This is a genomic window from Gilliamella sp. Occ3-1, assembly GCF_001690655.1.
In the GTDB taxonomy this organism is placed as follows: domain Bacteria; phylum Pseudomonadota; class Gammaproteobacteria; order Enterobacterales; family Orbaceae; genus Gilliamella; species Gilliamella apicola_P.
In genome coordinates, this window is sequence record NZ_LZHQ01000006.1 from 1 (window position 1) to 24,401 (window position 24,401).

Annotated in this window: 24 protein-coding genes and 1 riboswitch; of the genes, 18 read left to right on the forward strand and 6 right to left on the reverse strand. The window is 33.9% G+C overall.

Features of this window, described 5'->3' with window-relative positions:
- From A9G43_RS02020 to yihI, 5 genes are all read right to left on the reverse strand, one after another.
- The coding region (locus A9G43_RS02020; protein ID WP_065606197.1) for a DDE-type integrase/transposase/recombinase at window positions 1–558 on the reverse strand (558 nt) is incomplete at its 3' end.
- The gene (locus tag A9G43_RS02025) at window positions 558–788 is read right to left on the reverse strand and encodes a transposase (RefSeq protein ID WP_176701678.1); all 231 of its coding nucleotides are present in this window, start codon (window positions 786–788) and stop codon (window positions 558–560) included. The genes A9G43_RS02025 and A9G43_RS02020, both read right to left, overlap by 1 nt.
- 134 nt (window positions 789–922) lie before the next feature.
- Window positions 923–1,198 (reverse strand): hypothetical protein, encoded by a 276-nt coding sequence (locus tag A9G43_RS02030; RefSeq protein WP_065606203.1) that lies wholly within the window; start codon window positions 1,196–1,198, stop codon window positions 923–925.
- A 210-nt stretch (window positions 1,199–1,408) separates the two neighbouring features.
- Complete coding sequence (hemN, locus tag A9G43_RS02035; RefSeq protein WP_065606205.1) at window positions 1,409–2,779, reverse strand: oxygen-independent coproporphyrinogen III oxidase; 1,371 nt, start codon at window positions 2,777–2,779, stop codon at window positions 1,409–1,411.
- Window positions 2,780–3,105: 326 nt separating this feature from the next.
- Window positions 3,106–3,606, reverse strand: a complete 501-nt coding sequence (yihI, locus tag A9G43_RS02040) for a Der GTPase-activating protein YihI (RefSeq protein WP_065606207.1) — start codon at window positions 3,604–3,606, stop codon at window positions 3,106–3,108.
- Between the two features lie 170 nt (window positions 3,607–3,776).
- Here yihI and coaA point away from each other — a divergent pair, with 170 nt between their 5' ends.
- The 14 genes from coaA (at window position 3,777) to pmrB (ending at window position 20,844) form a co-directional block, all read left to right on the forward strand.
- Window positions 3,777–4,712 carry a type I pantothenate kinase gene (gene coaA / locus A9G43_RS02045; RefSeq protein WP_065606253.1) on the forward strand — a complete coding sequence of 312 codons (936 nt, stop codon included), beginning with the start codon at window positions 3,777–3,779 and terminating at the stop codon, window positions 4,710–4,712.
- A 17-nt stretch (window positions 4,713–4,729) separates the two neighbouring features.
- Window positions 4,730–5,161: a DUF1090 domain-containing protein gene (locus tag A9G43_RS02050; protein WP_065606209.1), complete on the forward strand. Its 432-nt coding sequence runs from the start codon at window positions 4,730–4,732 to the stop codon at window positions 5,159–5,161.
- A 159-nt stretch (window positions 5,162–5,320) separates the two neighbouring features.
- Window positions 5,321–5,365: riboswitch (PreQ1 riboswitch) on the forward strand.
- 3 nt (window positions 5,366–5,368) lie between these two features.
- Entirely contained in the window at window positions 5,369–5,842 is a 474-nt protein-coding gene (gene queF / locus A9G43_RS02055; RefSeq protein ID WP_065606211.1) for a preQ(1) synthase, read from the forward strand.
- Between the two features lie 26 nt (window positions 5,843–5,868).
- The gene (gene queC / locus A9G43_RS02060) at window positions 5,869–6,525 is read left to right on the forward strand and encodes a 7-cyano-7-deazaguanine synthase QueC (protein ID WP_065606212.1); all 657 of its coding nucleotides are present in this window, start codon (window positions 5,869–5,871) and stop codon (window positions 6,523–6,525) included.
- Window positions 6,526–6,572: 47 nt separating this feature from the next.
- A complete protein-coding gene (locus tag A9G43_RS02065; RefSeq protein WP_065606213.1) occupies window positions 6,573–7,253 on the forward strand; it encodes a 7-cyano-7-deazaguanine/7-aminomethyl-7-deazaguanine transporter in 681 nt (226 codons plus the stop codon).
- A gap of 546 nt (window positions 7,254–7,799) precedes the next feature.
- A complete protein-coding gene (locus tag A9G43_RS02070) occupies window positions 7,800–12,956 on the forward strand; it encodes an alpha-2-macroglobulin family protein (RefSeq protein WP_065606214.1) in 5,157 nt (1,718 codons plus the stop codon).
- A 133-nt stretch (window positions 12,957–13,089) separates the two neighbouring features.
- A complete protein-coding gene (gene pbpC, locus A9G43_RS02075) occupies window positions 13,090–15,387 on the forward strand; it encodes a penicillin-binding protein 1C (RefSeq protein WP_065606216.1) in 2,298 nt (765 codons plus the stop codon).
- 19 nt (window positions 15,388–15,406) lie between these two features.
- The gene (gene ndk, locus A9G43_RS02080) at window positions 15,407–15,829 is read left to right on the forward strand and encodes a nucleoside-diphosphate kinase (protein ID WP_034911074.1); all 423 of its coding nucleotides are present in this window, start codon (window positions 15,407–15,409) and stop codon (window positions 15,827–15,829) included.
- Between the two features lie 190 nt (window positions 15,830–16,019).
- A complete protein-coding gene (locus A9G43_RS02085) occupies window positions 16,020–16,853 on the forward strand; it encodes an ABC transporter substrate-binding protein (protein ID WP_442903308.1) in 834 nt (277 codons plus the stop codon).
- 2 nt (window positions 16,854–16,855) lie between these two features.
- Window positions 16,856–17,581 (forward strand): amino acid ABC transporter permease, encoded by a 726-nt coding sequence (locus A9G43_RS02090; protein ID WP_065606224.1) that lies wholly within the window; start codon window positions 16,856–16,858, stop codon window positions 17,579–17,581.
- Window positions 17,582–17,587: 6 nt separating this feature from the next.
- Window positions 17,588–18,271, forward strand: a complete 684-nt coding sequence (locus A9G43_RS02095) for an amino acid ABC transporter permease (protein WP_065606228.1) — start codon at window positions 17,588–17,590, stop codon at window positions 18,269–18,271.
- 117 nt (window positions 18,272–18,388) lie between these two features.
- Entirely contained in the window at window positions 18,389–18,949 is a 561-nt protein-coding gene (locus A9G43_RS02100; RefSeq protein WP_065606230.1) for an undecaprenyl-diphosphatase, read from the forward strand.
- 95 nt (window positions 18,950–19,044) lie between these two features.
- Window positions 19,045–19,707, forward strand: a complete 663-nt coding sequence (locus A9G43_RS02105; protein ID WP_065606231.1) for a response regulator — start codon at window positions 19,045–19,047, stop codon at window positions 19,705–19,707.
- 33 nt (window positions 19,708–19,740) lie between these two features.
- Entirely contained in the window at window positions 19,741–20,844 is a 1,104-nt protein-coding gene (gene pmrB / locus A9G43_RS02110) for a two-component system sensor histidine kinase PmrB (protein WP_065606232.1), read from the forward strand.
- On the opposite strand, the gene A9G43_RS02115 is transcribed toward pmrB, so the two are convergent.
- Window positions 20,813–21,433, reverse strand: a complete 621-nt coding sequence (locus tag A9G43_RS02115) for a YrbL family protein (protein WP_065606233.1) — start codon at window positions 21,431–21,433, stop codon at window positions 20,813–20,815. The two genes, pmrB and A9G43_RS02115, sit on opposite strands and share 32 nt — an antisense overlap.
- A 274-nt stretch (window positions 21,434–21,707) precedes the next feature.
- On the opposite strand from A9G43_RS02115, the gene rplM reads away from it, so the two are divergent.
- From rplM to A9G43_RS02135, 4 genes are all read left to right on the forward strand, one after another.
- Window positions 21,708–22,136 carry a 50S ribosomal protein L13 gene (gene rplM, locus A9G43_RS02120; RefSeq protein ID WP_034901369.1) on the forward strand — a complete coding sequence of 143 codons (429 nt, stop codon included), beginning with the start codon at window positions 21,708–21,710 and terminating at the stop codon, window positions 22,134–22,136.
- Between the two features lie 11 nt (window positions 22,137–22,147).
- Window positions 22,148–22,540 carry a 30S ribosomal protein S9 gene (gene rpsI, locus A9G43_RS02125; protein ID WP_034915459.1) on the forward strand — a complete coding sequence of 131 codons (393 nt, stop codon included), beginning with the start codon at window positions 22,148–22,150 and terminating at the stop codon, window positions 22,538–22,540.
- Window positions 22,541–22,873: 333 nt separating this feature from the next.
- Window positions 22,874–23,506 carry a glutathione S-transferase N-terminal domain-containing protein gene (locus tag A9G43_RS02130; RefSeq protein ID WP_065606234.1) on the forward strand — a complete coding sequence of 211 codons (633 nt, stop codon included), beginning with the start codon at window positions 22,874–22,876 and terminating at the stop codon, window positions 23,504–23,506.
- A 49-nt stretch (window positions 23,507–23,555) separates the two neighbouring features.
- The gene (locus A9G43_RS02135; protein ID WP_065606235.1) at window positions 23,556–23,963 is read left to right on the forward strand and encodes a ClpXP protease specificity-enhancing factor; all 408 of its coding nucleotides are present in this window, start codon (window positions 23,556–23,558) and stop codon (window positions 23,961–23,963) included.
- Window positions 23,964–24,401 lie beyond the last annotated feature (438 nt).

Sequence of the window (24,401 nt, forward strand, 5' to 3'; positions counted from 1 at the left end):
GAATTCTGGTCCATTATCGACTCGTATTTTTAATGGATACCCATTATATTCGGCCAGTTTATCTAAGTAACGGGTAATCCTTCCTGCTGGTAAGCTTATTGCAATATCAATCCCTAACGCCTCACGATTAAAGTCATCAATGACATTGAATGTCCTAAAGCGACGTTGATTACGGCTACTGTCACTCATAAAATCCATTGACCAACATTCACCTTGTTTATTAGGAGCCAATAGCTTTTCTGGAGTTCGTGGGGGGATACGTTTTTTACGCTTTACCCTGAGATTAAGTTTCAACTCACAATACACCCGATACACCCGTTTATGATTCCATTTATAGCCGAGCTTTCTGATACGATTAAAGCATTTAGGAAAGCCCCAGCGCAAATGCCGGTCAGTGATAGCATTCAACACCGAAACAATCACCGAATCATCCGGTAACTTAGGTTGATAATAGTAAGCACAACGGCTTAAGCCAACAATGGCACAACTCATAGCAATAGTAACCGAATGATTTTGTTGTAGTTGCTGTGCCCACGTTTTACGTGCTTTTGTGGGCACTACAGCTTTTTTATGATTTCTTCCTGAAGCTGGGATTTTAAGCTCAGTTCGGCAAACATCTGTTTAAGCTTACGGTTTTCAGCCTCCAGCTCCTTTAAGCGTTTGATATCCGAAGTTTCCATTCCGCCGTATTTTTCCCGCCATTTATAGAAAGTTGAATTACCCATGCCATATTTACGACAGAGTTCTTTAACCGGAATACCCGCTTCAGCTTCTTTTAAAATAGCCACGATTTAATGTTCAGTCATTTTTTTCATAATTAAATCCCCTTTATTTTTATCATAGAGAATTTTCTACTTTTTTGCTGTACTATTTTAGGGGATAGTTACAGTAATCACAAATTGACTCAGCATATTATCAATAGCTAAAACAATGTTACTAGTGAAGGATCATCGGCAGAAGCCACAGTTACAACTTGATTGTTTTTTATCCCACCGAGGGAATCACGTTTAATAACTTGTCCTGTATTAGTGATAATTTTCATTGAACAATTCTCAACAATACCTCTTAGATGACATTTTACTCTTGCATGATAGTCAACCACATCTGGATTGTGTGATATTTTATAATCATCAATTAATCTAGGATAATTTTCAGTGCTATAAACATAGCTAACACAAAGAAAATAATTGCCACACATATTCTTCTTATTTGATGAAATGAGCTTTCTTGCTTTAGTTTCATGCCTAAAGACTGAAAATTGTGAATTTAAAAGCTAACCTTTAATCACAACAAAAATAAATAAATAAATTATTACTTTCTTTTGTTAAATTTCACTAAAACTTATCATAATATTTACTTTGTAGAAATCATATCTGTTGTTTACAGTAATTAGAGAAAAGATTTCAAATTAAATAACCCTAGAAAACTGCTGTTGCCGTGCTATTTTTCTCATATAAATATCAAAGCACATACAGATATTGCGTATCAATAAATGTCCTTTAGGTTGGACTTCAATCATATTATTATTGATTGTCACTAATCCATCTTTTTGCAATGGCGCCAGTAATTTTAAATCTTCGGAAAAATAATCATCAAATTGAATTTGGTATTGCTGTTCAATGACATTTTTATCTAAATGAAAATGACAAATAAGCTGTTTTATCACATCACGACGAATCTTATCGTCACTATTTAAGGTGAATCCTTTCCATAATCCATGTCTTTTTTTCTCAACTTGAGTTTGATAGTTTTTTAGATCTTTCTGATTTTGTGCATAACTATCACCTAACATACTAATGGCCGATACACCAAGCCCAAGTAAATCAGTATCACCTTGAGTTGTATACCCCTGAAAATTACGATGTAATTTATTTTCTTGTTGAGCAATAGCTAAATCATCATAAGGCTTAGCAAAATGGTCCATGCCGATAAATTGATAACCAGCTTCGGTTAACTTTTTAATACTCGTTTGTAGGATCTGTAATTTTTGATTGGCATTAGGCAAATCATCATCTTTAATTTTTCGTTGGGCAGCAAAACGGCTCGGTAAGTGGGCATAATTAAAAACACTTAAACGATCGGGAGAAATCTCAATCACTTTATTAAGCGTTTCGGCAAAACCTTCAATGGTTTGTTTTGGTAGGCCATAAATTAAATCTAAACTAATTGAGTGAAAATTATTTTTACGTGCTTGATTAATAAGAGACCGTATTAATGTTTCGTCTTGTTCGCGATTAATTAGACTTTGGATTTCGTGATTAAAGTCTTGAATTCCCATACTTAGCCTATTAAAACCTACGCTTGCTAAATGGTCAATCGTTTGCGGTGTAATTTCACGCGGATCAATTTCGATGGATAGTTCGGCATTAGCAACAAAATTAAAATGTTTTTTTAACGAGGTAATCAATCGAGTAATTTCAGCATCGTTTAAAAAAGTTGGTGTACCACCACCCCAGTGCATTTGTGTTACCGTGCGATGTTTGAATAATTTTGCACGTTCAGCAATTTCAATTTCTAAAATATCAAGGTATTTGGTAACTTTTTGTGTTTGGCGAGTTATAAGTTTATTACAACCACAAAAATAACAAAGCTTATGACAAAATGGAATATGTACATAAAGCGACAACGGCTTTGTAGGATAACGAGTTGCCGCCGATAAAAATTCCTGCTCATTAAATTTTTCGTTAAATTCAAGTGCAGTAGGGTAAGAGGTATATCTTGGGCCAGAATAATTATATTTTTCAATTAACGCTTGATCCCATAATTGCGTATCAGTCATACTTTTTACTTCCGCTTATGTCTATTTTTAGTGTTATTATTTTTATGAATTTTTAGTATTGCTTTTTGTTGGTTATTGATTTTGGTTTTAATTTTGATTCGATTAGTTTTATTTAAATATAACAATGTGCAAATCAACAACCCAAAATATAAACTTAACATAATTAATATTGGCACTATGATTTGCTCACTGTTAATTATTAATTGACTGAATAAAAATAATGGATTTTAAGTTTAAATTATCAGTAGGAATATAATCCAATAGATTATATTCCTACTGATATCAAGACACATACTATCACGATTGCCGATTATATTTTACTATCATTAGTTTCGTTTTAATAAACTAACAATATCTTCTTTCTTTTCATCTAATTCTTCAGAATCATCAAAGTCGTCATCAGTATAACCAAGCTCTTGCATCAGTTCATCGATACGATTCAATTTACTATCAAGATAAATTTGTTGATCTTTAGTGAGTTTGACATTTTGCTCGACTAGATCAAGTAACATATCTAATTTTGGATCGTTTTCTAACTGTTCTAATTCTTGTTGTGGCGATAAAATCGTTTTAATTGTTTTAGATTGTTTAACAGGTTTTTCTACATTGTTAGAATCTTCAACAATTAAAGAAATAGGTTTTTTGCTACCCACTCTTGGATCTTTGGTTGTTTTTGTCGAATTTTTATTTTTACTATTATCTAGTTTATTAAAGCGAGAGCCACTTGGTAAACCTTTGTGTTTGCGTTTACGCTTCAGTTCCCGAGATTCTTCATTAATCTCTTGACGGCTTTTTTTAGCTTTCTGTTTTGATTTATTTTTTAACATAAAATCTCTGTCTAATATTAGGGTTAATCATTTTACAAACGTATTTTATCAGTAAGTCCAAAATATAGCTATGATGATGACGTCATGCTAATTTAAGATTGTAAAAAAAGAAATTTATGTATAATCTGAGCCAAATAAATTTGTTAAATCGAATTAGAGAACAATATAAAATGAAAAATCACTTAAGCCCTTATCTGAAATTTAATCGTCAAGAATGGGCTAGCTTACGTAATACTGTACCAATGACTTTAACTGCAGATGAATTAGTTTCGTTACAAGGTCTTAATGAAGATTTATCCATGGATGAAGTGAGTGAAATTTATTTACCTTTATCTAGATTGCTTAATTATTACATCAGCAATAATTTTAATCGGCAAGCTATCCTATCTAAATTCTTAGGTAAAAGCCAAAAGACGCCTTACATTATTGGCATTGTAGGTAGTGTTGCTGTAGGTAAAAGTACTACCGCCAGAGTGCTACAAGCATTATTAACCCGTTGGCCTGAACATCGCAAGGTAGCTTTGGTGACAACCGATGGTTTTTTATATCCAAATAGATGCCTTGAAGAACGTGGAATAATGAATAAAAAAGGGTTTCCTCAGTCTTACGATATAAAAAAATTGCTTAATTTTGTTGCTGATATAAAATCAGGACAGGCACAAGTTAAAGCACCCGTTTATTCTCATTTAGTTTATGATATTGTCGAAGATGAAGAAATCGTTATTGATAGTCCTGACATTTTGATTCTTGAAGGTTTGAATGTACTGCAAAGTACGCTGAATTATCCACAAGCGAATAATCGTGTTTTTGTTTCGGATTATGTTGATTTTTCAATTTATGTTGATGCTGATGTGTCATTATTACATGACTGGTATGTAAATCGGTTTTTAAAATTTAGGGAGGGTGCATTTAGCGATCCTAACTCTTATTTTAATCACTACTCAAAACTTCCAGAACATGAAGCTACAAATATTGCTAACCGTATTTGGCGAGAAATTAATGAATTAAATTTAGTTGAAAATATTTTACCGACAAAAGAACGAGCGAGTCTTATTCTAACTAAAGGTAAAGATCATAAAGTTGATTGTGTCCAATTAAGAAAATAAACTTAAGGAAAATTTATATGAAATCAGTAAATTGGTTGGTCTGTAAATTAAGTATTATTACTTTGGCTATTTCATTTTCATTTGGTGCTTATGCCTCAAATGGTCAATCAGAGGGACTAACGTGTGAAAGCAAAAAACAGTCCATTGAAAAACAGATTGGTTATGTTAAAAAAAATAATAATTCTCATCAAATCCAAGGGCTTGAAAAAGCATTAAGCGAAGTAAATGAGCATTGTTCAAATGATGATTTAGAAGCCAAATATAACAAAAGGATTAGTGAAAAATCAAATAAAGTGGCTGAAAGGACTAAAGAATTAGAACAAGCAAGAGCAAAAGGTAATAAACAGAAAATTATCAAACAACAAACAAAATTAGCTGATGCCGAAATGGAACTTGATGAAGCTAAAACTAAATTATCTGATTTTTATAAAGAATTGGGATCAAAGTAAGCTATAATGATTAGGCTATTTTCCAGTTTTCTTACTTTCTAACGACATTTTTATCATTAACACCATCGATGGCTATTGTTGATGGTGTTAGTTTTATATTTTGTATAATCCTCTTGCTGTACTAGACTTTTTTAAGCAAAAAGAGTATGGTGTGCGCCTTGTTACGTGGTTCGTGAACCTCCCACGCTAAAAAACTAAGGAAAAATAATGAGTAAAATTAAACTACTAGGCGATCAGTCTGTTCGCTATCCAACAACCTATTGTCCTGAAATACTCGAAACGTTCGATAATAAACATCCGAATAACGATTATTTTGTTAAATTTAATTGCCCAGAGTTTACTAGTCTTTGTCCTATCACGGGGCAACCTGATTTTGCGACAATTTATATTTCGTACGTGCCCAAGATTAAAATGGTCGAAAGTAAATCATTAAAACTCTATCTGTTCAGCTTTCGGAATCATGGCGATTACCACGAAGATTGCATTAATATCATTATGAAAGATCTAATTAAATTAATGGATCCTAAATATATCGAAGTCTGGGGGAAATTTACACCTCGTGGCGGTATTTCGATTGATCCTTATGCCAATTATGGCAAATTGGGTACTCATTGGGAACAAGTTGCGGCTAATCGATTAGCCAATCACGACATGTATCCAGAAAAAGTGGATAATCGCTAATTTAATCTATCTTAACAGGAACATTAATGCAAACTCGTAAAGCACTAGTTATATTTTCTGGTGGGCAAGACTCAACCACTTGCTTACTGCAAGCCATTGCTGATTATGGACGTGAAAACGTTCAGGCAATCAGTTTTCGCTATGGTCAACGCCACGCAATAGAGCTTGAAAAAGCCAAATGGATCGCTGATGATCTTGGTATTAAGCAAACTGTCATTGATACATCAGTTATCAAACAAACTACAAATAATGCGTTGATTGATGACGCTCAAGAAATTAAAGCCGCTCAAGATGGCGATTACCCCAATACCTTCGTTGATGGGCGTAATATGCTTTTTTTACTTTTGGCTGGCTGTCATGCTAAGCAACAAGGAATTTCTGACATTATTATTGGAGTTTGTGAAACCGATTTTAGTGGTTATCCAGATTGCCGTGATGTCTTTATTAAATCAATGAATGTATCAATGAATTTAGCCATGGACTATGCGTTTAATCTCATCACGCCACTGATGTATTTGACTAAAGCGCAAACGTGGGAAATGGCTGATAAACTAGATTATCTTGATTATGTTGAAAAAAATACCCACACCTGTTATTACGGTGTTGAAGGGGGATGTGGTAAGTGTCCAAGTTGTTTATTGCGCAATAAGGGCCTACAAGAATATATGGCTCAAGCTAAATAAATTCATTCATCATTGGGTTCTCTCACCCCCATTAAAAAGGAAAAAAGATGTACTTAAATGCTCATTCAGAATCGATAGAAAAAAGTTTTACCCGTAAACAAAAGCAAAAAGCGCTTTACTGGTTGGCTTTTTTTCACATATTGGTTATTGCTTCAAGCAATTATTTAGTCCAAATCCCATTCGAAATTTTTGGTTTTCAAACAACTTGGGGGGCATTCACTTTTCCGTTTATCTTTTTAACTACCGATCTGACTATTCGAATTTATGGTGCTAGTTTAGCCAGAAAAATCATTTTTGTTGTAATGATTCCTGCATTGTTATTTTCATACCTGATTTCGGTACTATTTTTTGAAACCCATTGGATTGGATTATCAGCATTGACGGAATTTAATAGCTTCGTATTTCGAATTGCATTGGCTAGTTTTGCCGCTTATTTAGTTGGACAACTAATGGATATTACTGTTTTTAACTATTTAAGAAAAAACAAATCATGGTGGGTTGCCCCAACAGCATCAGCAATATTTGGTAATGGTATTGATACTATTGTCTTTTTTGCTATTGCATTTTATCAAAGTAACGATGAATTTATGGCAAATCATTGGATCGAAATTTCGTTAATGGACTATAGTTTTAAAATTCTAATTTGCGGATTATTCTTTTTGCCACTTTATGGTGTCATTCTCAATTTTATCCTAAAAAAGTTAGTTGCAATGCCTAAAAGTAACTAATTATTATAATCAATCTTTTATTTAATTATCTTAATAAACATAAAACTCATTAATTATTTTAAATGAGTTTTATGTTCAATATTGAAAAACCACCCATAAAAATGCATACCTGTTTTTACAACATATAAATGTTATTATTGGCATTTATCCTGCTAGAATTTGTCAACATCTGATGCTTTCTTGAAAAAATATGAGCATCTGAGTTAAGAGAAAAAGGTCTTGAAGATACCAGTATATTGATGATATGAGTCATTTTTTGATATCGCATAAAAAATAGACTTGAACGTGGTAATTATTACTTTTTTACTAAAAGCTAAAAGGTTCTAAATCTAGATTAATTAAACAATCTTTTAAATAGTTATCAAGACCAGTTTAAAAATCATAAAAAGTGTTGATTTTATTTTTTTCAAATTCTTTAAATGCGATCAAACTTTCTTTGCTAAAAGACAAATAGCAGTGCATAATATGCGGTCAAAATATAATCAAAAATAAAGTTAAAAAACAGCAATTACACATAAAAATATATAAGGTCGAGGTAATAATAAGATGGGATTTGTAAAGCATCTGGCTGTATTGAGTCTGTTGCTAGCTTTAACAGGTTGCGACAATAAAGACACTAAGCAAAACGCAAGCGATGAGCAGGCAACAACACAATTAGTAACAAAAGTTATTGATAATAATACAACAGCTGATATTAGCAATCCTAGTGACGAAGGTAATATCGTACAAAATGAATCGTCAAAACCAGCCTTTAACCCCACACCAGAATTAGTTGAAAAGTATCGCGGTAAACAATTAACTGTTATTGATAGTTCAGAAGTCATTCTTGATGGTTCAAGTACTTTAGTTATTACCTTTTCGGTTCCTTTAAATCCTAAACTCAATTTTTCTAATTTACTTCGTTTAGTTGATCGCCAAACCGGCAATGTTGACGGGGCTTGGGAGTTGTCGGATAACGGATTAGAATTAAGACATCGCTATCTTGAACCGAATCGTCAATTAGATCTCACCATTGATAAGATGTTATCTGCAATTAATGGCAACAGTTTAAAAGAAGTCTACCAAGCAGAAATTAAAACTCAAGATCGCCTGCCGATGGTGGGATTTGCTAGTAATGGTTTTTTGTTGCCAAGCAAATCAATGACTGGTTTACCTGTTACTACGCTTAATGTTAATAAAATTGATGTTAATTTCTTTAAAATTAAACCAGAACAGTTATCTGATTTTATCGCTGATTATGGTTTTATTAACCAAGTGTCAACTTGGAATTCAAAGAATATTAATAAATTTGCTGATTTAGTTTATACGTCTCGGTTTGATCTTAATCCTAAGCGTAATTCGCAAGAAACCGTATTACTTAACTTATCATCCATTCCGCAACTTCAACAAGAAGGGATTTATTTAGCTGTTATGAATCAAGCCGGAAGTTATGATTATGCAAATCCTGCATCACTATTTTCGATCAGTAATATTGGTGTTGCGGTTCATGCTTATAACAATAGTAAATTATCCGTTATTACTCATGGCCTTGATAATGGAAAACCATTTGCTGATGTAAATATATCGATTTTATGTAACAAAAGTATTCGAGATAGTAATAAAAATTGTACCACCATTACAGCTAAGACTGATGCTACAGGTTATGCTGAAGTCACTTTGCCAAAAGGCATGGATTATGCATTACTTACTGCAAGTGATGGCAATCAAATTTCTTTGTTGAATTTGGATCGTAGTGCATTAAATTTAAGCGAATATAATTTAACGGGTTCTACTTTTAATCAAAAACAATTTTTCGCTTTTGGACCTCGTGATTTATATCGTCCTCAAGAAACGGTCTATTTTAATGCACTTTTGCGTAATGCTGATGGTTATCCATTGCCGTTGCAACCTGTTGTTGTTGATGTTATGTCACCAGATAATCAAGTTGTTGAGAATTTTACTGTCGATGCTAAAGCAAAATCTAACGGTTTATATCAATGGCAATATGTTATTCCAGCTAATGCAGCAACGGGTAAATGGGCATTTCGCTTTAATTTAGGCGACGATAATTACCGTTATGCGTGGTTTCGTGTGGAAGAATTTTTACCAGAGCGCATGGCAATGGAAATTAGGGCTGCATCCAATAAGCCTATTATGCTTGATAAACGTGTCAATTTTGATGTTAAAGGTTGGTATCTTTATGGTGCTCCAGCAGCAGGAAATAATTTAGAAGGTAATATTTATCTTAAAAAAATTGATTCAATACCAGAACTTGCTGATTATAAAATTGGTGATGTGACCGACAATAATATAGCTAGACAACTTGATAATATTGAGACGACATTAGATAAAAATGGCAATGCACAAGTTGGAATTGATACTAGTGATTGGGGCAAGTTGAGTTCTCCTATTAAACTTATTTTGCAGGCCAGTTTACTTGATTCAGGGGGACGTCCTGTTACTCGTTATGCCAGCCAGGCTATTTGGCCAAATCAGCAAATGCCTGCTGTGCGTGCACTGTTTTCTCAATCACCTTATTATGATTGGTCATCAGATAAATATGAAACTAGTCCGACAGTTGATAAAGGTGCTAATGCTGAATTTGAAGTGGCTTATGTCAATAGCGATGGACAAAAGTTGGCTGCTAGCCATTTAAAGGCAAAAATTATTCGTGAACGTCGTAATTATTATTGGAGCTGGTCTGAATATGCTGGATGGCATCAAGAATATAATTCAAGTGAGTTTGTTGTACAAGAACAACCACTTTCTATTGAAGTCAATGGTACAGCTAAGGTGAGTTACCAAACTGATGATTATGGCTCATATCGTATTGAAATTGTTGATTCTAAAAATAATATTACTAGTAGTTTACGTTTTAGAAGTGGTTACAATTGGGAAGATAATACCAATGGTACCAATGCTGTTCGCCCTGAACAGGTCAAATTGAGCCTGGATAAAACTGCCTATTCGGTCGGTGATACTGCTAAAATACATGTACAAGCACCAGTGGCAGGCTCAGGTTATATCTCACTTGAAACCAATGATGGTCTGTTATGGAAAAAAGATATTACTGTTGATGAAAAAGGCATTGATGTTGAAATTCCAATCCAAGATTGGAATCGTCATGATATTTATATTAGTGCGATGATTATTCGCCCATCAACTGATACGGCAGTACAAACAATTAAAAGAGCAATTGGGTTACTTTATTTACCGATTGACACTTCAAATCGTCAATTAAACTTGAGCATTGAAGCTCCTAAAAAGACAGAGCCTGAAAAAACTATTCCAATAAAGGTCAAAATAGATAAAAGTGCAATCCAAAAGGATAATAAAGTCTCAGTATTGGTTTCGGCTGTTGATTCCGGTGTTTTAAATATTACTAATTTTGCAACACCTGATCCTTATAGCGCATTTTTGGGTCGTAAACGTTATGAAGTTGATCTTTACGATGTGTATGGAAAATTAATTGAAGGTAAAGGTCGCAATTTGCATGTAAGCTTTGGTGGTGATGCTATGCTTGGTGAATCTGGCGCAGGCGGTAAAAAACCATTAAACGAAGTTAAAATTGTGGCTCAACAATTGCAAACTATTAACCTTAATGATGACAGTGAAGGCGTTGTTGATCTTACTTTGCCTAATTTTAATGGCGAATTACGCATAATGGCTCAAGCATGGGATGATAGCTGTTATGGTAAAGCTGAACAAGCCATGATAGTTGCATCGCCTGTAGTTGCTGAGCTATCTACACCGCGATTTTTATCGGGTGGTGATCAGGCTATCTTGGCACTGGATCTAAATAATCTAACCGAAAAAACGCAAACAATGCAGGTTGATGTTTCGACGGATGGTTTGATTCATCAAAATGCTGTTGAGTCTACAAAAATAACACTTGATAGTAAGCAAAGACAGATTATTCAAGTGCCAGTTGTTGCTGATTATGGCTATGGACAAGGTACAGTGACAATTAATGTTACAGGCATTTTATTGGATGATGGCTCAAATTATCAAATCAAACGATCGTGGACAGTCGGTGTTAGACCAGCTTATTCCGCAACTACACAATATTATTCCATGGCAATAAATGGCGGTGAAAGTTGGTCGTTGCCAGAAGGTAGTCTTGTTGATATGATTGATAATACCGTTGAGGGTAAATTAATTGTATCTAATCAACCACCATTAAATATTGCTCAATATATTAAAGAGTTATTTTCTTATCCATATGGTTGTTTAGAACAGACTATTAGTGGTTTAATGCCATCGTTATATGCAAACCAAGAGCAGCTTTCTGCATTGGGGATTAAAACTGAATCAGATGACAAACGACGTGAAAAAGTACAACTAGGTATTTCGCGAATTTTATCAATGCAACGTAATAATGGTAGTTTTGGTTTATGGAGCAAAGACAGTGCCGAGGAATATTGGTTAACGGTGTATGCGACTGATTTTTTAATCCAAGCAAGTGAGCGTGGTTATAATGTCAATAATAAAGCGCTTGATGCCGCAATTACCCGCATTAGCCAATATACTTATGATGCCAATGCATTTAATGGGTTACAAAGCTACTATGATAATTCACAAGCAAGCAATTATACGCAATTTGCAACTAAAGCTTATGCTTTAGCTGTGTTGGCAAGGCAAAATAAAATCACTGTGCCTATGCGTAATGAAATTAATCGGATGTATCAACAGATCACTGAAAGTGATTTTAAAGTATTGTCACCATTACCAGTTGCTCAGTTAGCGCTTTCCGCCAAGCTGGCTGGTTTTGATAATATCTATAATAATTTGATGCCTCGAGTATTTACAACAAGTTATGATAATCGCTATTCTTGGTTAGGCGAATATGGTAGTGCTATTCGTGATAATGCATTAGTTTTATCTTTATTGGTAGAAAATAATTTAAGTGTTGATAAGCAAGCTGATTATTTAATTCAGTTATCTGATTTGCTTAATGATACTCGTTATTTTTCAACTCAGGAACTTAACGCATTATTTGTGGCTGGCTGGTCATTAGAACAACATAAATCTTCACATAAATTTAATGTGGTGATCAACGAGCAGTCAAATGAGGTTGATTCGACTTTATCACGCTCTTTTGGTTTTGCTAATTTAGCCAATAGATTAACGATTTCTAATCCAGAAAATGCACAACCACTTTATATTAAATTTACCGTTTCAGGCTATGGCAAGAAAGCGCCTGCACCAACGAGTGATGAAAATGTTTTAACTATCAATCGTTCCTATTACGATTTGAAAGGTAACAAAATTCAACCTGATCACTTGAAAGTGGGTGATTTAGTGGTGGTATTATTGGATGTTAAGGCACATAAAGAAGTCGTTCACGATGCGTTAATTGTTGATTTTTTACCTGCTGGACTTGAGTTAGAAAATCAAAATCTCACAAATAGTAGTGTGAGTCTACAGGCAATACCGGAAATTGCCAATTTGTTGAAAGATGAAGATAGCAATGATATTAAATATCAAGAATTCCGTGATGATAGATATGTTGCAGCTGTTGATATTAATCACTATGTGAGCGATGGTACTTATCGATCGCAGGTTGCTTATTTGGCTAGAGCTGTGACGGCTGGTAATTATATGATTCCATACCCTTATGTTGAATCTATGTATCGCCCCGATCGGTTTGCAATTGGTCAATCAATTGACTTAATGTCTATTGTTGAGCGCAATGTCGAGCCCAATGAATCTAAACAACAATAACTAGTATGTATCAATTAAATTTGATTTTTAAAATGTAAACAAATTGATTATCCGCTAACAATTGTTAGCGGCATCTATTTATACTGAAACATATTATACCGAAACATAGTGTTACCTGAAACTTTTTGACAAAATGAAAAAGCGCCTACTTAAAATTCTGGCTTTCTTATTTTTTTCTATCCTTTTGTTATTAGGTAGCTTTTTTGTTGCCGATCACTTTTATCCTTTATCAATAACAAAAAATAAAACGACACAAACAATTCTTGCGCAAGATGGTACGCCTCTGTGGCGATTTGCTGATGAAAATGGTGTTTGGCGGTATCCTATCAAGTTAGATGAAGTTCCCAATGATTACCTAGATGTGTTATTAAATTATGAAGACCGCTATTTTTATGATCATTTTGGTATAAATCCTGCCTCTTTATTGAGAGCAACTTGGCAAAATATCACCAATAAAAGAATTATTTCAGGTGGTAGTACTATTTCGATGCAGGTTGCAAGATTGCTTTATCCACACGATCGCTCCATATCAGGAAAGTTACAACAAATATTTCGAACACTACAACTTGAATTACGTTTTACAAAAGATGAAATTTTAACTTTATATATTAATCGCGCCCCATTTGGCGGGACAATTGAAGGCTTAGGGGCTGCTAGTTGGTCATATTTTGGTAAAGAGCCCAAAGCGTTAACACGTAGTGAGGCAGTTTTATTGGCTGTATTGCCACAAGCCCCCAGCCGTTTGCGTCCTGATAGGTACCCCGAACGAGCCAAACAAGCACGAGACAAAGTTTTAGCAAGATTGGCTCAATATCAGGTATGGTCACCTGATATTATAGAGCAAGTTAGAAAAGAAGAAGTATGGGTTTACCCACGTAAAAAGCCGCAATTAGCTCCTTTATTAGCTCGCAGGTTAAGTCAACAATATCCTGATGTTGATATTATTCGATCAAATATTGATCTTTCTCTTCAATATAGCCTTGAAGATATTGCAGCTAATCGTAAAAATCAGTTACCTCCCAAAAACTCACTAGCTATTTTAGTTGTCGATCATACGGATATGTCCGTAAAAGGCTATGTTGGGTCGGTTGATTTTAACGATAAAGAGCGATTCGGTCAGGTCGATATGATAAATTCGCTTCGATCTCCTGGATCGACATTAAAGCCTTTTATGTATGCTTTAGCGATTGATGACGGCATGATTCATTCTGAATCGTTATTGCAAGATACACCTAGAATCAGTTCTGATTATCGACCTACGAATTTTGATGAAGATTTTTATGGACCAATAAGTGCCTCAGATGCATTAAAGAATTCATTAAACTTACCTGCTGTTGAGTTAATTGAGCTTTATGGACCAAAACGATTTGCTGGCAAGCTGTTTAGTATTGGCTTACCGCTTCAATCTAAAGGTAATGATCCTAATATATCGTATATTTTGGGTGGTGCGTCGTTAAGAATGGATAATTTAGTTAGCGCATATAGTGCCTTTGCTCGTCATGGGCAAGTAAGTCCTTTACGATTTACGCAAGCAGATCCCTTACTAAGCAAGCCATTTATTAGCGATGGAAGTGCATGGATCACAAGACAGATGCTAGTTAATAATTATCAGCTTGCCTATAAAACAGGCACTAGCTATGGATATCGTGATGCATGGGCGATTGGGGTCAATCCTCGCTATTTGATTGGCATTTGGGTCGGTCGTCCTGATGGAACGCCCGTTGTTGGTCAATATGGCAGTATTACAGCGGTGCCGATACTACAACAAGTTAACACGTTATTATTAAATAAAGAGCGACGAATAAATCGCCCACTTCCCTTAGTAACTAAACCGACAACAGTAACCTTAGAAAAAATTTGTTGGCCATCAGGACAAAAGTTACCTGCAACTGATGAAAACTGCCACCGTCAAAAAAATGCATGGGTATTAAATAATATGATACCTCCAACACTTGATACTCTAACGGCACTTAATAATAATATTTATCGTTCAGGGTGGGTGACTATTTGGGTAAATGATGCCGGCAAACGTGTGTCAGCAGACTGTAGCAATGCACATAAAAAACAGGTTGCACTTTGGCCAATAGCTTTAGAAAATTGGCTACTACCCAAAGAACGTCGACAATCGCTAATTCCTGAAGTTGATAATCATTGCCCAGTGTTTGGTAAAGATATCTTTTTGCCACTCAATATTATTGGGCTGCAAGATAAGCAATTGGTAAAACGATTACCTGGGCAGCAAGATGTCACTATCGATCTAACTCCACAAGGTGGTGTTGGTGACAAATGGTGGTTTTTAGATGGTGAACTTATTGAGAAAACGTATGGCGATCAAAAGGTAGCTTTGACAGTTACTCATAAAGGTTTACATCATCTATTTTTATTAGATCAAAGTGGACAAATCTCACGAATGACATTTACCCTTGACTAAACTAACAAGGAGCAAATCTATGGCTATTGAAAGAACTTTATCTATCATCAAACCTAATGCCGTTAAAAAACAATTGATTGGTGAAATTGAAACCCGTATTAGCCAAGCAAAACTTAACATTATTGCCTTAAAAATGCTTAGATTAACCAAAGAACAGGCAGAAGGATTTTATGCTGAGCATCAAGGTAAATCATTTTTTGATAAGTTGGTTAAATTTATGATATCTGGGCCGATAGTTGTTCAGATTCTCGAAGGCGATAATGCTATTAAGCGTTATCGGGAATTGATGGGACCAACTGATTTATCTAAAGCAGCCGCAGGCACTTTACGAGCTGATTTTGCTGACAGTATGACCGAAAATGCCGTACATGGATCAGATTCTCTAACCTCGGCTGAAAAAGAAATTGCTTATTTTTTTGTTGATAGCGAGATAGTAGGGTAAATCAATATTATTAAATAAATCAATACAGTGATATAAGCTGTTTTGGCTTGTATTTGTTTTTCTAATGTCATTAATCGAAAACTACCACATATAACTTTTAGTTATAACCATGTGAGTATTTGTTATTTATTCATTCGATTCTTTGTTGCTAGACTTTAACGGTATATAACATAACCTTGACTGAGGGAAAATCGGAATGAAATTGTTGACTAAATCACTAACTGTTGTTGCATTAGTAAGTAGTTTGTTAGGAGCAAATTCTGCTTATGCAGATCGCCTTGATGATATTGCGAAACGAGGAGAAATAAAAATAGCGGTATTTGATAGTAATCCGCCATTTGGTTATATTGACGAAAAGACAAATAAAATTGTTGGTCTTGACGTTGATTATGCTAACGAGATAGCAAAAGCACTAAAGGTTAATGTTGAGCTTGTTCCGACTAATCCAGCTAATCGAATTCCATTATTAGCATCCCAAAAAGCCGATTTAATTGTAGCTAATTTTACCGTTACTGATGAAAGAGCAAAAACCGTTGATTTTAGCCTTCCTTATTTTGCGACTGGTCAGAAATTTGTAGCAAAAAAAGGAGTATTGAAATCAGCAGATGATTTGAAAAATCTTCGTATTGGTGCCGATAAAGGTACAGTTATGGAAATTACATTGCGAGAAAAATACCCAACAGCTAAAGTAATTTCTTATGATGATACACCATTTGCGTTTGCGGCATTACGTAATGGTGTTGTACAGGCAATTACTCAAGATGATGCGAAATTAGTCGGTTTATTAGCGAATTTACCAGAAGAGCAACGAGCTGTGTTTGAAATTTCACCATTTAGTATTACTCAAGAATATCAAGCTGTTGGTATACCCAAAGGCGAGGATCGCTTGAAAGAAAAAGTGAATCAAATTTTGTTAACACTAGAAAAAGAAGGTGAAGCATTAACGATTTATAATCGTTGGTTTGGACCTAGAACTGCATCAGCGATGCCTCGTGGTGATTTTAAAATTGGCAAAGGTCAGTAGTTATGTATGAGCAATTACTTGAGCCTCGTTATTTGTGGTGGTTATGGGATGGTTTTTTAGTTACGTTAGCTATCTCATTGCTAACCATTATATTTTCAACATCACTAGGTTTTTTGCTGGTTATTGCTCAACAAAGTCGAATTAAACTTATTCAAGTTATAGTAATGGGGTATAACGCAATTTTTCGTTATTCTCCGTTATTGCCTCAACTCTTTTTTTGGTATTTTGGTGTGGGTAATTTATTACCAATAGAATTTAAATTATGGTTATTTGACGAACCGCAAATCCAGTTGCTGTTTTTTTCACTGAAAATGCCATCATTTGAATTTATAATCGGTTTAGTTGGTTTAACTTGTTATTCCAGTGCTTTTATTGCCGAAGAATTTAGAGCGGGTATAGCTGGTGTAAGTCGGGGGCAAGAACAGGCTTCATTGGCATTAGGTTTAACTTGGTGGCAAAGTATGCGATTTATTATTTTGCCACAAAGTTTTCGTATTGCATTTCCGCCTTTAATTGGCCAGTACATGAATATTATAAAAAATTCGTCGTTAACAATGGCTATTGGTGTGTTAGAACTTTCTTATGTATCGCGTCAAGTTGAAACCGAATCATTAAAAACCTTTCAAGATTTTGCTATTGCAACTTTATTATATACTTTGGCGATAGTGATTGTTGGAACTTTGGGTAATATTTATCAAGTAAAACGATTGCAAATAGGTAAGGTGTAATCATTTATGGAGCTTAAAGGTTTAGAGGTTATTTACCACAATTTCAGTTATATGATGTGGGGAAATTTTCCCGGAGGAATTTTTTTAACGCTGTTAATGAGTTTTGCCGCAATTATATTTTCAACTTTTTTGGGTATTCTTGCTGGAGTCGGGTTGACTGTCTTAAAAGGAGTTATGCGTTATTTTTTAGTTGGTATACTTGGTTTTTTAAGAGCTATTCCTGTCATTATGCTTATTTTCTGGACTTACTTTCTTCTACCTGTGTTACTTAGCGTAGATGTGCCAGCAATTGCAACGGTAATATTTGCTTTATCCTTGATAGGAGCTGCATACATTGGACATTCAGTTCATGCAGGTATGATTGCTGTGGCTAAAGAACAATGGCAAGCGGCGTTTTCATTAGGCTTAACTAAAAAGCAAGTTATTATATTTATCATATTACCACAAGCCCTTAAAATGATGTTGCCGTCTTTTGTAAATCAATGGGTATCACTGATTAAAGATACTTCGTTAGCCTATATTGTTGGAGTGGCGGAATTTACTTTTATTGCAACCCAAATTAATAATCGTAGTATGATTTATCCAACAGAAATCTTTTTATTTGTTATAGTCGTTTATTTTATCATCTGCACCTCGCTTGATTTTGCAGTTACGTTTTTCTCAAAATACCAATTATTTTGTTTTAAATAACATTTAATTGTATTTGTTTGCTCATTTACCCGATTATTGGCTAGGTTTATATTAAGGTTCTCTTAAGGTTTATACGTTAAATTATTAATAATTTGGGTGAATCTAGAGAGATAGCTTATGTGGCATGATTTTAATACGCAAATTTTTTTATTAATAAACGCTTCAGATCATGCATCTAAATCATTTGTCTTTTTTGCTATTTTTTGTGCTAAATATTTGGTTTACCTATCTGTTATTATTATGGTAATCGGTTGGTGTATTCGGCCTATTTATAGGCAATTAATTTTAAAAATAGTATTTAGTTTAGGGTTAGCATTATTAGTTACTTTTGTTATTCGTTATTGTTTTTATTCTCCACGCCCTTTTGAGGTTGAAGTTGGTACTAATTATCTTTTTCATGACAAAACAAGTTCTTTACCGAGCCAACATGCGGTATTTGTGTGGACGATGTTTTTTGCTGTTTTTTTTGATAATGCATATCGCTTTAGAACAGATCTATATTTATTGGCTTTAATTGCTGTACTTGTATGTTGGAGTCGTATATATCTAGGGATTCATTGGCCATTAGATATTATTGTCGGATTTATTTTAAGTATATTATCGGCGTATTTAATTAATAAAAATTGGATAAGTATTAACAAGTTTCTTAATAAGTATGTTCTTATTGAGCGCAATTAATAGCTTTAGATATGTAACGTGAAGTATATAATTACTGATAATTATACGATTGAGAATTCTTAGTGATTCCAACATTTATATAAGGTAAATCATCAATGAAAATATTAATTGTTGAAGATGATAGCTTGCTACAGAAAGGTTTATACGATGGTATAACGTCAAATGGTTATGTTTGTGAAGTTGCTACAAATGGTAAACAAGCTGAAGATTATATTCAATTTGGGCAGTTTAGTTTAATTATACTCGATTTAGGATTACCTGATTGTGATGGACTGGACTTACTGATTCGCTGGCGAAAAAATCATATTTCAACGCCAGTTTTGATTTTAACTGCACGCGATACCATAGAAGATAGAGTAGAAGGTTTAGATAATGGTGCCGACGATTATTTGATTAAACCTTTTGCTTTAACTGAATTATTAGCTAGAGTAAGAGCGTTAATTAGTCGAGATCAAGGTACCGCAGATAATCTTATCAGTTATGGTCCTATTACTATTGATATAAAACAACAAAAAGCGACTGTTAATAACCAAGAAGTAGTGTTAACACCAAAAGAGTTTATTGTATTATCTCGATTAATGCTAAAAGCTGGCGAAAAGGTCCACCGTGACTTATTGCAAAATGATCTTTATGATTGGCAAAGTGACCCTAGCTCAAATGTTTTAGAAGTGTATATTTACGGGTTACGTAATAAATTGGGTAAAAATTTCATTCGCACAATACGAGGTTATGGTTATCAACTTAATGATGGATGTTGATAAATCGATTAATTTAAATTAGATAATTAAAATATGATTTCAGAATCACTTAGTAATATACGCCACAGTATTAGTTGGAACCTATTTTTTACCTTGGGTTCTATCATGTTGGTTTGTCAGATTATTACTGTTCTTTGGTTATGGCACGAAAGTAAAGAACAAATAGATGTATTGGTTAATTTGACTCTAAGTCAAAATAAAATTGATGAAGTTGTTGAAGAAGAAGAATTAGAAGCGATTTTCGTTTTGTTTTGTTCTGCTTTTTCTATGATGGCAGTAACACTAATTTTAGCGTACAAAGCGATCAAGTGGATCACAAAACCGTTGGAAATTTTAGAGAAAGATCTTAATCAACGTACCGAGGAGAACCTAAAACCCATTGCGCCAATCAGCAATATGCGTGAAATTAAATCGATTACATCTGTATTGAATAATCTTTTTATTAGACTGAGTACAACATTATCTCAAGAACGTCTTTTTACCGCCGACGTAGCGCATGAAATGAGGACACCTTTAGCAGGCATTCGTTTACATCTAGAATTGTTAGAAAATAAAAATAACATTGATTGCACAGAGTTAATTGATCGTATAGATCGATTAGTCAATACTGTAGAACAGCTATTAATGCTTGCTCGAACTAGTCAAAAGTTTACTGTAGGAAAGTATCAACATATTAATTTTTATAATGATATTATGATTCCGCTGTCTGATGAACTAACAGAATTGACTTCACAAAAACAGCAACAGCTTGAATGGCATTTGACTGATAAAGATCTTATTTTTAATGGTGATGCAACCTTAATAAGACTATTAGTACGTAATTTAGTTGAAAATAGTTATCGCTACAGTCCTGAGAACACTAAAATCGTGGTAAGTTGTTACAAAATTAAAAAAGATATCATTATTACTGTAGAAGATGAAGGTAATGGCATTGATGAGTCTAAAAGCGAAAAAATGATCCAAGCCTTTTTTCGTATGGATCGCAAGCATAATGGTATTGGGCTTGGTTTAAGTATAGTGAACCGTATTGCTAAATTACATCAAGGTCTATTTACCTTAAAAAATAGACCTAATAATGTAAAAGCTGCCATTGCACAATTGAGAATTACTGATTCAGTTCGTCAACTAAACGAGTGATTAATTTGTTGTTGCTATTTTCTTTAATAATGGATGTTAAAAAACGTTGCCAAGTTCGTTCAATTTTGGCTTTAGCAAAAAAAGGAATGTAATTGGCAATAGGAATAAGAGTTGAATTACCGATATTATCGATAATAATTAAGCGACTGTTATCTGCACTTAAGTGCTGAAACAAAATATTTTTGCTTTTTATTGTCATTGTAATAATACGATCTTTTAATAGGGCTGATTTCAAATTTCTTAATGAAGTAACTAAATCATCGTAATATTGCTTAGTTAATTTTGTATCAGCAAGGTATTTTTCAAGTGGTGTAGCTATTTCTCCGGTATAATCTCGGATGAGTTGGAAAACATGACCTTTGCCATAATTGGTTGAAACTGGGCCGTAATATTTTGCTATTGCATCGAATGAAACATTACGTCTAATTAGATGTTTATAATAAGAAATTTCTCGATTAGTCTCATCTTCAGCACCAACATTATAATTCACTTTGATACACTTATTGGGATCATTTGGATGACGATAACATTTTCGGTGCAATCCTCTGCTAATATAATCTTCTATTGAAAGTTGAATTGTATTGTTCATTTATTTAAATATTTTGTTATTTAATGTTGATTTTAGTTTATCAGTAAGCATTCCTTCTCGCTATGATTTTTTATTTTTACTCTAGCGCTTTTATAATATTTCTGTATAATATTGCCACCCACGTTACGACAACGTTCTTCCCAACGTTGTTTTCGGTTGTCAATATTAGTATAACCGCTCGAAGGGGTGAGTTAATTAATGGTAACAATCAAAAAGTGTAAATAAATCAAATGATTTATTAACGTGAGATTAATTAAAAATTGGATAATTACGAATGAGTACTTTTTCAGCTAAACCAGAAACAGTTAAACGCGACTGGTATGTTGTTGATGCAGCAGGTAAAACGTTAGGTCGTTTAGCTACTGAAATCGCAAGCCGTTTGCGTGGTAAACACAAAGCAGAATACACACCACATGTTGATACAGGTGATTATATTATCGTTATCAATGCAGAAAAAGTTGCTGTAACAGGCAAAAAACGCACTGATAAGATCTATTATCGTCATACTGGCTACATCGGTGGACTTAAAGAAGCGACTTTTAAAGAGATGATTGAACGTCATCCTGAACAAGTCATCGAAATTGCTGTAAAAGGCATGTTACCGAAAGGTCCTCTTGGTCGTGCAATGTACCGTAAACTAAAAGTTTATGCTGGTAGTGAGCACAATCATGCGGCACAACAACCGCAAGTATTAGATATTTAAGGGGATAAAAGATGGCTGATAATCAATATTACGGTACAGGTCGCCGCAAAAGTTCTGCGGCTCGTGTATTTATCAAACCAGGTAGTGGTAACATCGTTATTAACAAGCGCTCTTTAGAGCAATACTTTGGTCGTGATACAGCTCGTATGGTTGTTATGCAACCGTTAGAGTTAGTTGAAATGACTGATAAACTTGATCTTTATATCACTGTTAAAGGTGGTGGTATTTCAGGTCAGGCTGGTGCGATTCGTCACGGTATTACTCGTGCGTTAATGGAATATGATGAAACTTTACGTTCTGCGTTACGTCAAGCAGGTTTTGTTACTCGTGATGCACGTCAAGTTGAACGTAAAAAAGTGGGTCTACGCAAAGCTCGTCGTCGTCCTCAATTCAGCAAACGTTAGTAGCAATATTACAAAAACGTTACAATTTTGTTTCAAAACCCAGCGAATGCTGGGTTTTTTTATGCTGATTTGGTTAATTAAAAAGCTAAACTACGTAGGTTAAATATTTTTAAGAATTAAGATTATTTAGGAAATAAATATTATTTAATATTATTAGGTTAACTAATTTAATAAATCCTATACTTAAGCACATGTTTTATGAAACTGCTTGTCAAGATTAGGGCTTGAGGAAAAGAATTAAAGAAAATTTATTTTTTTTAACAATTTTGTTATCCAATTTGTTAGAATAGACGGCAACTAGACTTATTTTAATTTTATAAATTTGGAGTGGATATGGTTGTTGCTGTTAATAAACGTTCTGTAATGACATTATTTTGTGATACAACAGATATTTACGGGCATCAGATTCGTTTTGTTCTGGCAGAAAAAGGGGTAACTGCGGAAATAGAGTTTGTAACGGCAGATAATTTACCACAGGAATTATTGGATCTTAATCCATATAGTTCAATTCCAACTTTAATTGATCGTGATCTTACGTTATATGAACCACATATTGCGTTAGAATATTTGGATGAACGCTTTCCGCACCCACCATTAATGCCTGTTTATCCTATCGTTCGTGCTAATTCACGATTAACAATGTACCGTATTAAAAAAGAGTGGTATAGTGCATATGAAACAATTATTGCTGATCCTAATAGTGATGCGGCTAAAACAGCACGAAAAAACCTTCTTGATGATCTTATTTCAGTTTCGGTTATGTTTAAAGAAAAAGATTATTTTATGAGTGATGATTTTACATTATGTGATTGTTATTTTGCGCCGTTACTTTGGCGTTTGCCATTGCTTGGTATTGAATTACCAAAAGTAGCTGAAAAGAATTATTTAGCATATATGGCGAGAATTTTTGAACGCCCTGCTTTTATTAATTCATTAACTGAAGCAGAAAAAAAGATAAGATCATAAACAATTAAATTTATCTTTATTTACGATAATTTTAGCCAAGGTAGCCTTGATGGAACTTGAACAAATGACGCCACGTCGCCCTTATCTATTTAGGGCTTTTTATGACTGGATTTTGGATAATGATTTAACACCTTACATTGTGGTTAATACTTCTGTATATGGGGTGTTAGTGCCGCAGGAATTTATCCAAAACAATCAAATTATACTGAATATAGCCCCACAATCCGTTGGTCAATATTTGGCTACTAACGAACAAATTGAATTTAATGCTCGCTTTTCTGGTGTGCCACAACATATTGTGGTACCAATGGCAGCGATTGAGGCAATTTATGCTCGTGAAAACGGTGTTGGTATGGGATTTGAAGATGAGCCTAAATATCAGGCACAGCGTGAGTCTTCATCTCAACAACTTGAACAATCTAAACCAAAACCTAATCCATTTCGAGTTGTTAAATAGCGTTTTTTTATTATTTGATAAGGTGCTTTTTAAGAACCTAATTGCTGGCAGTTTGTGTCTTTGATGATGCTAATACGATGAGATTAGAGCTAAATTCATTTGCTAATAGCGATGTGTTTGTAACGCGAATCGATATTAAATCAAGGTATTGTAGTGGTTCGTTTAAAAGCTAACTAGAAAAAAATATTGATTTTATCATGTTTTTTATATGACAATTTCTAGCTAAAACAAAACCGCTAACAAAATGCCGCTATAAAATTTTCAAGTTAAAGTTTAATACATTATTTAAAAATAATTTACAATTAATTAACTAAAATTGACGTTTTAGTATTTGGTTAACTATAATTTTGACTGTTTTTTGACAAAATATATCTCATTAAAAAATGAGCAATTATAAAATTAAAACAACAAATTAATTGGAGATTAGAAATTGTGTGT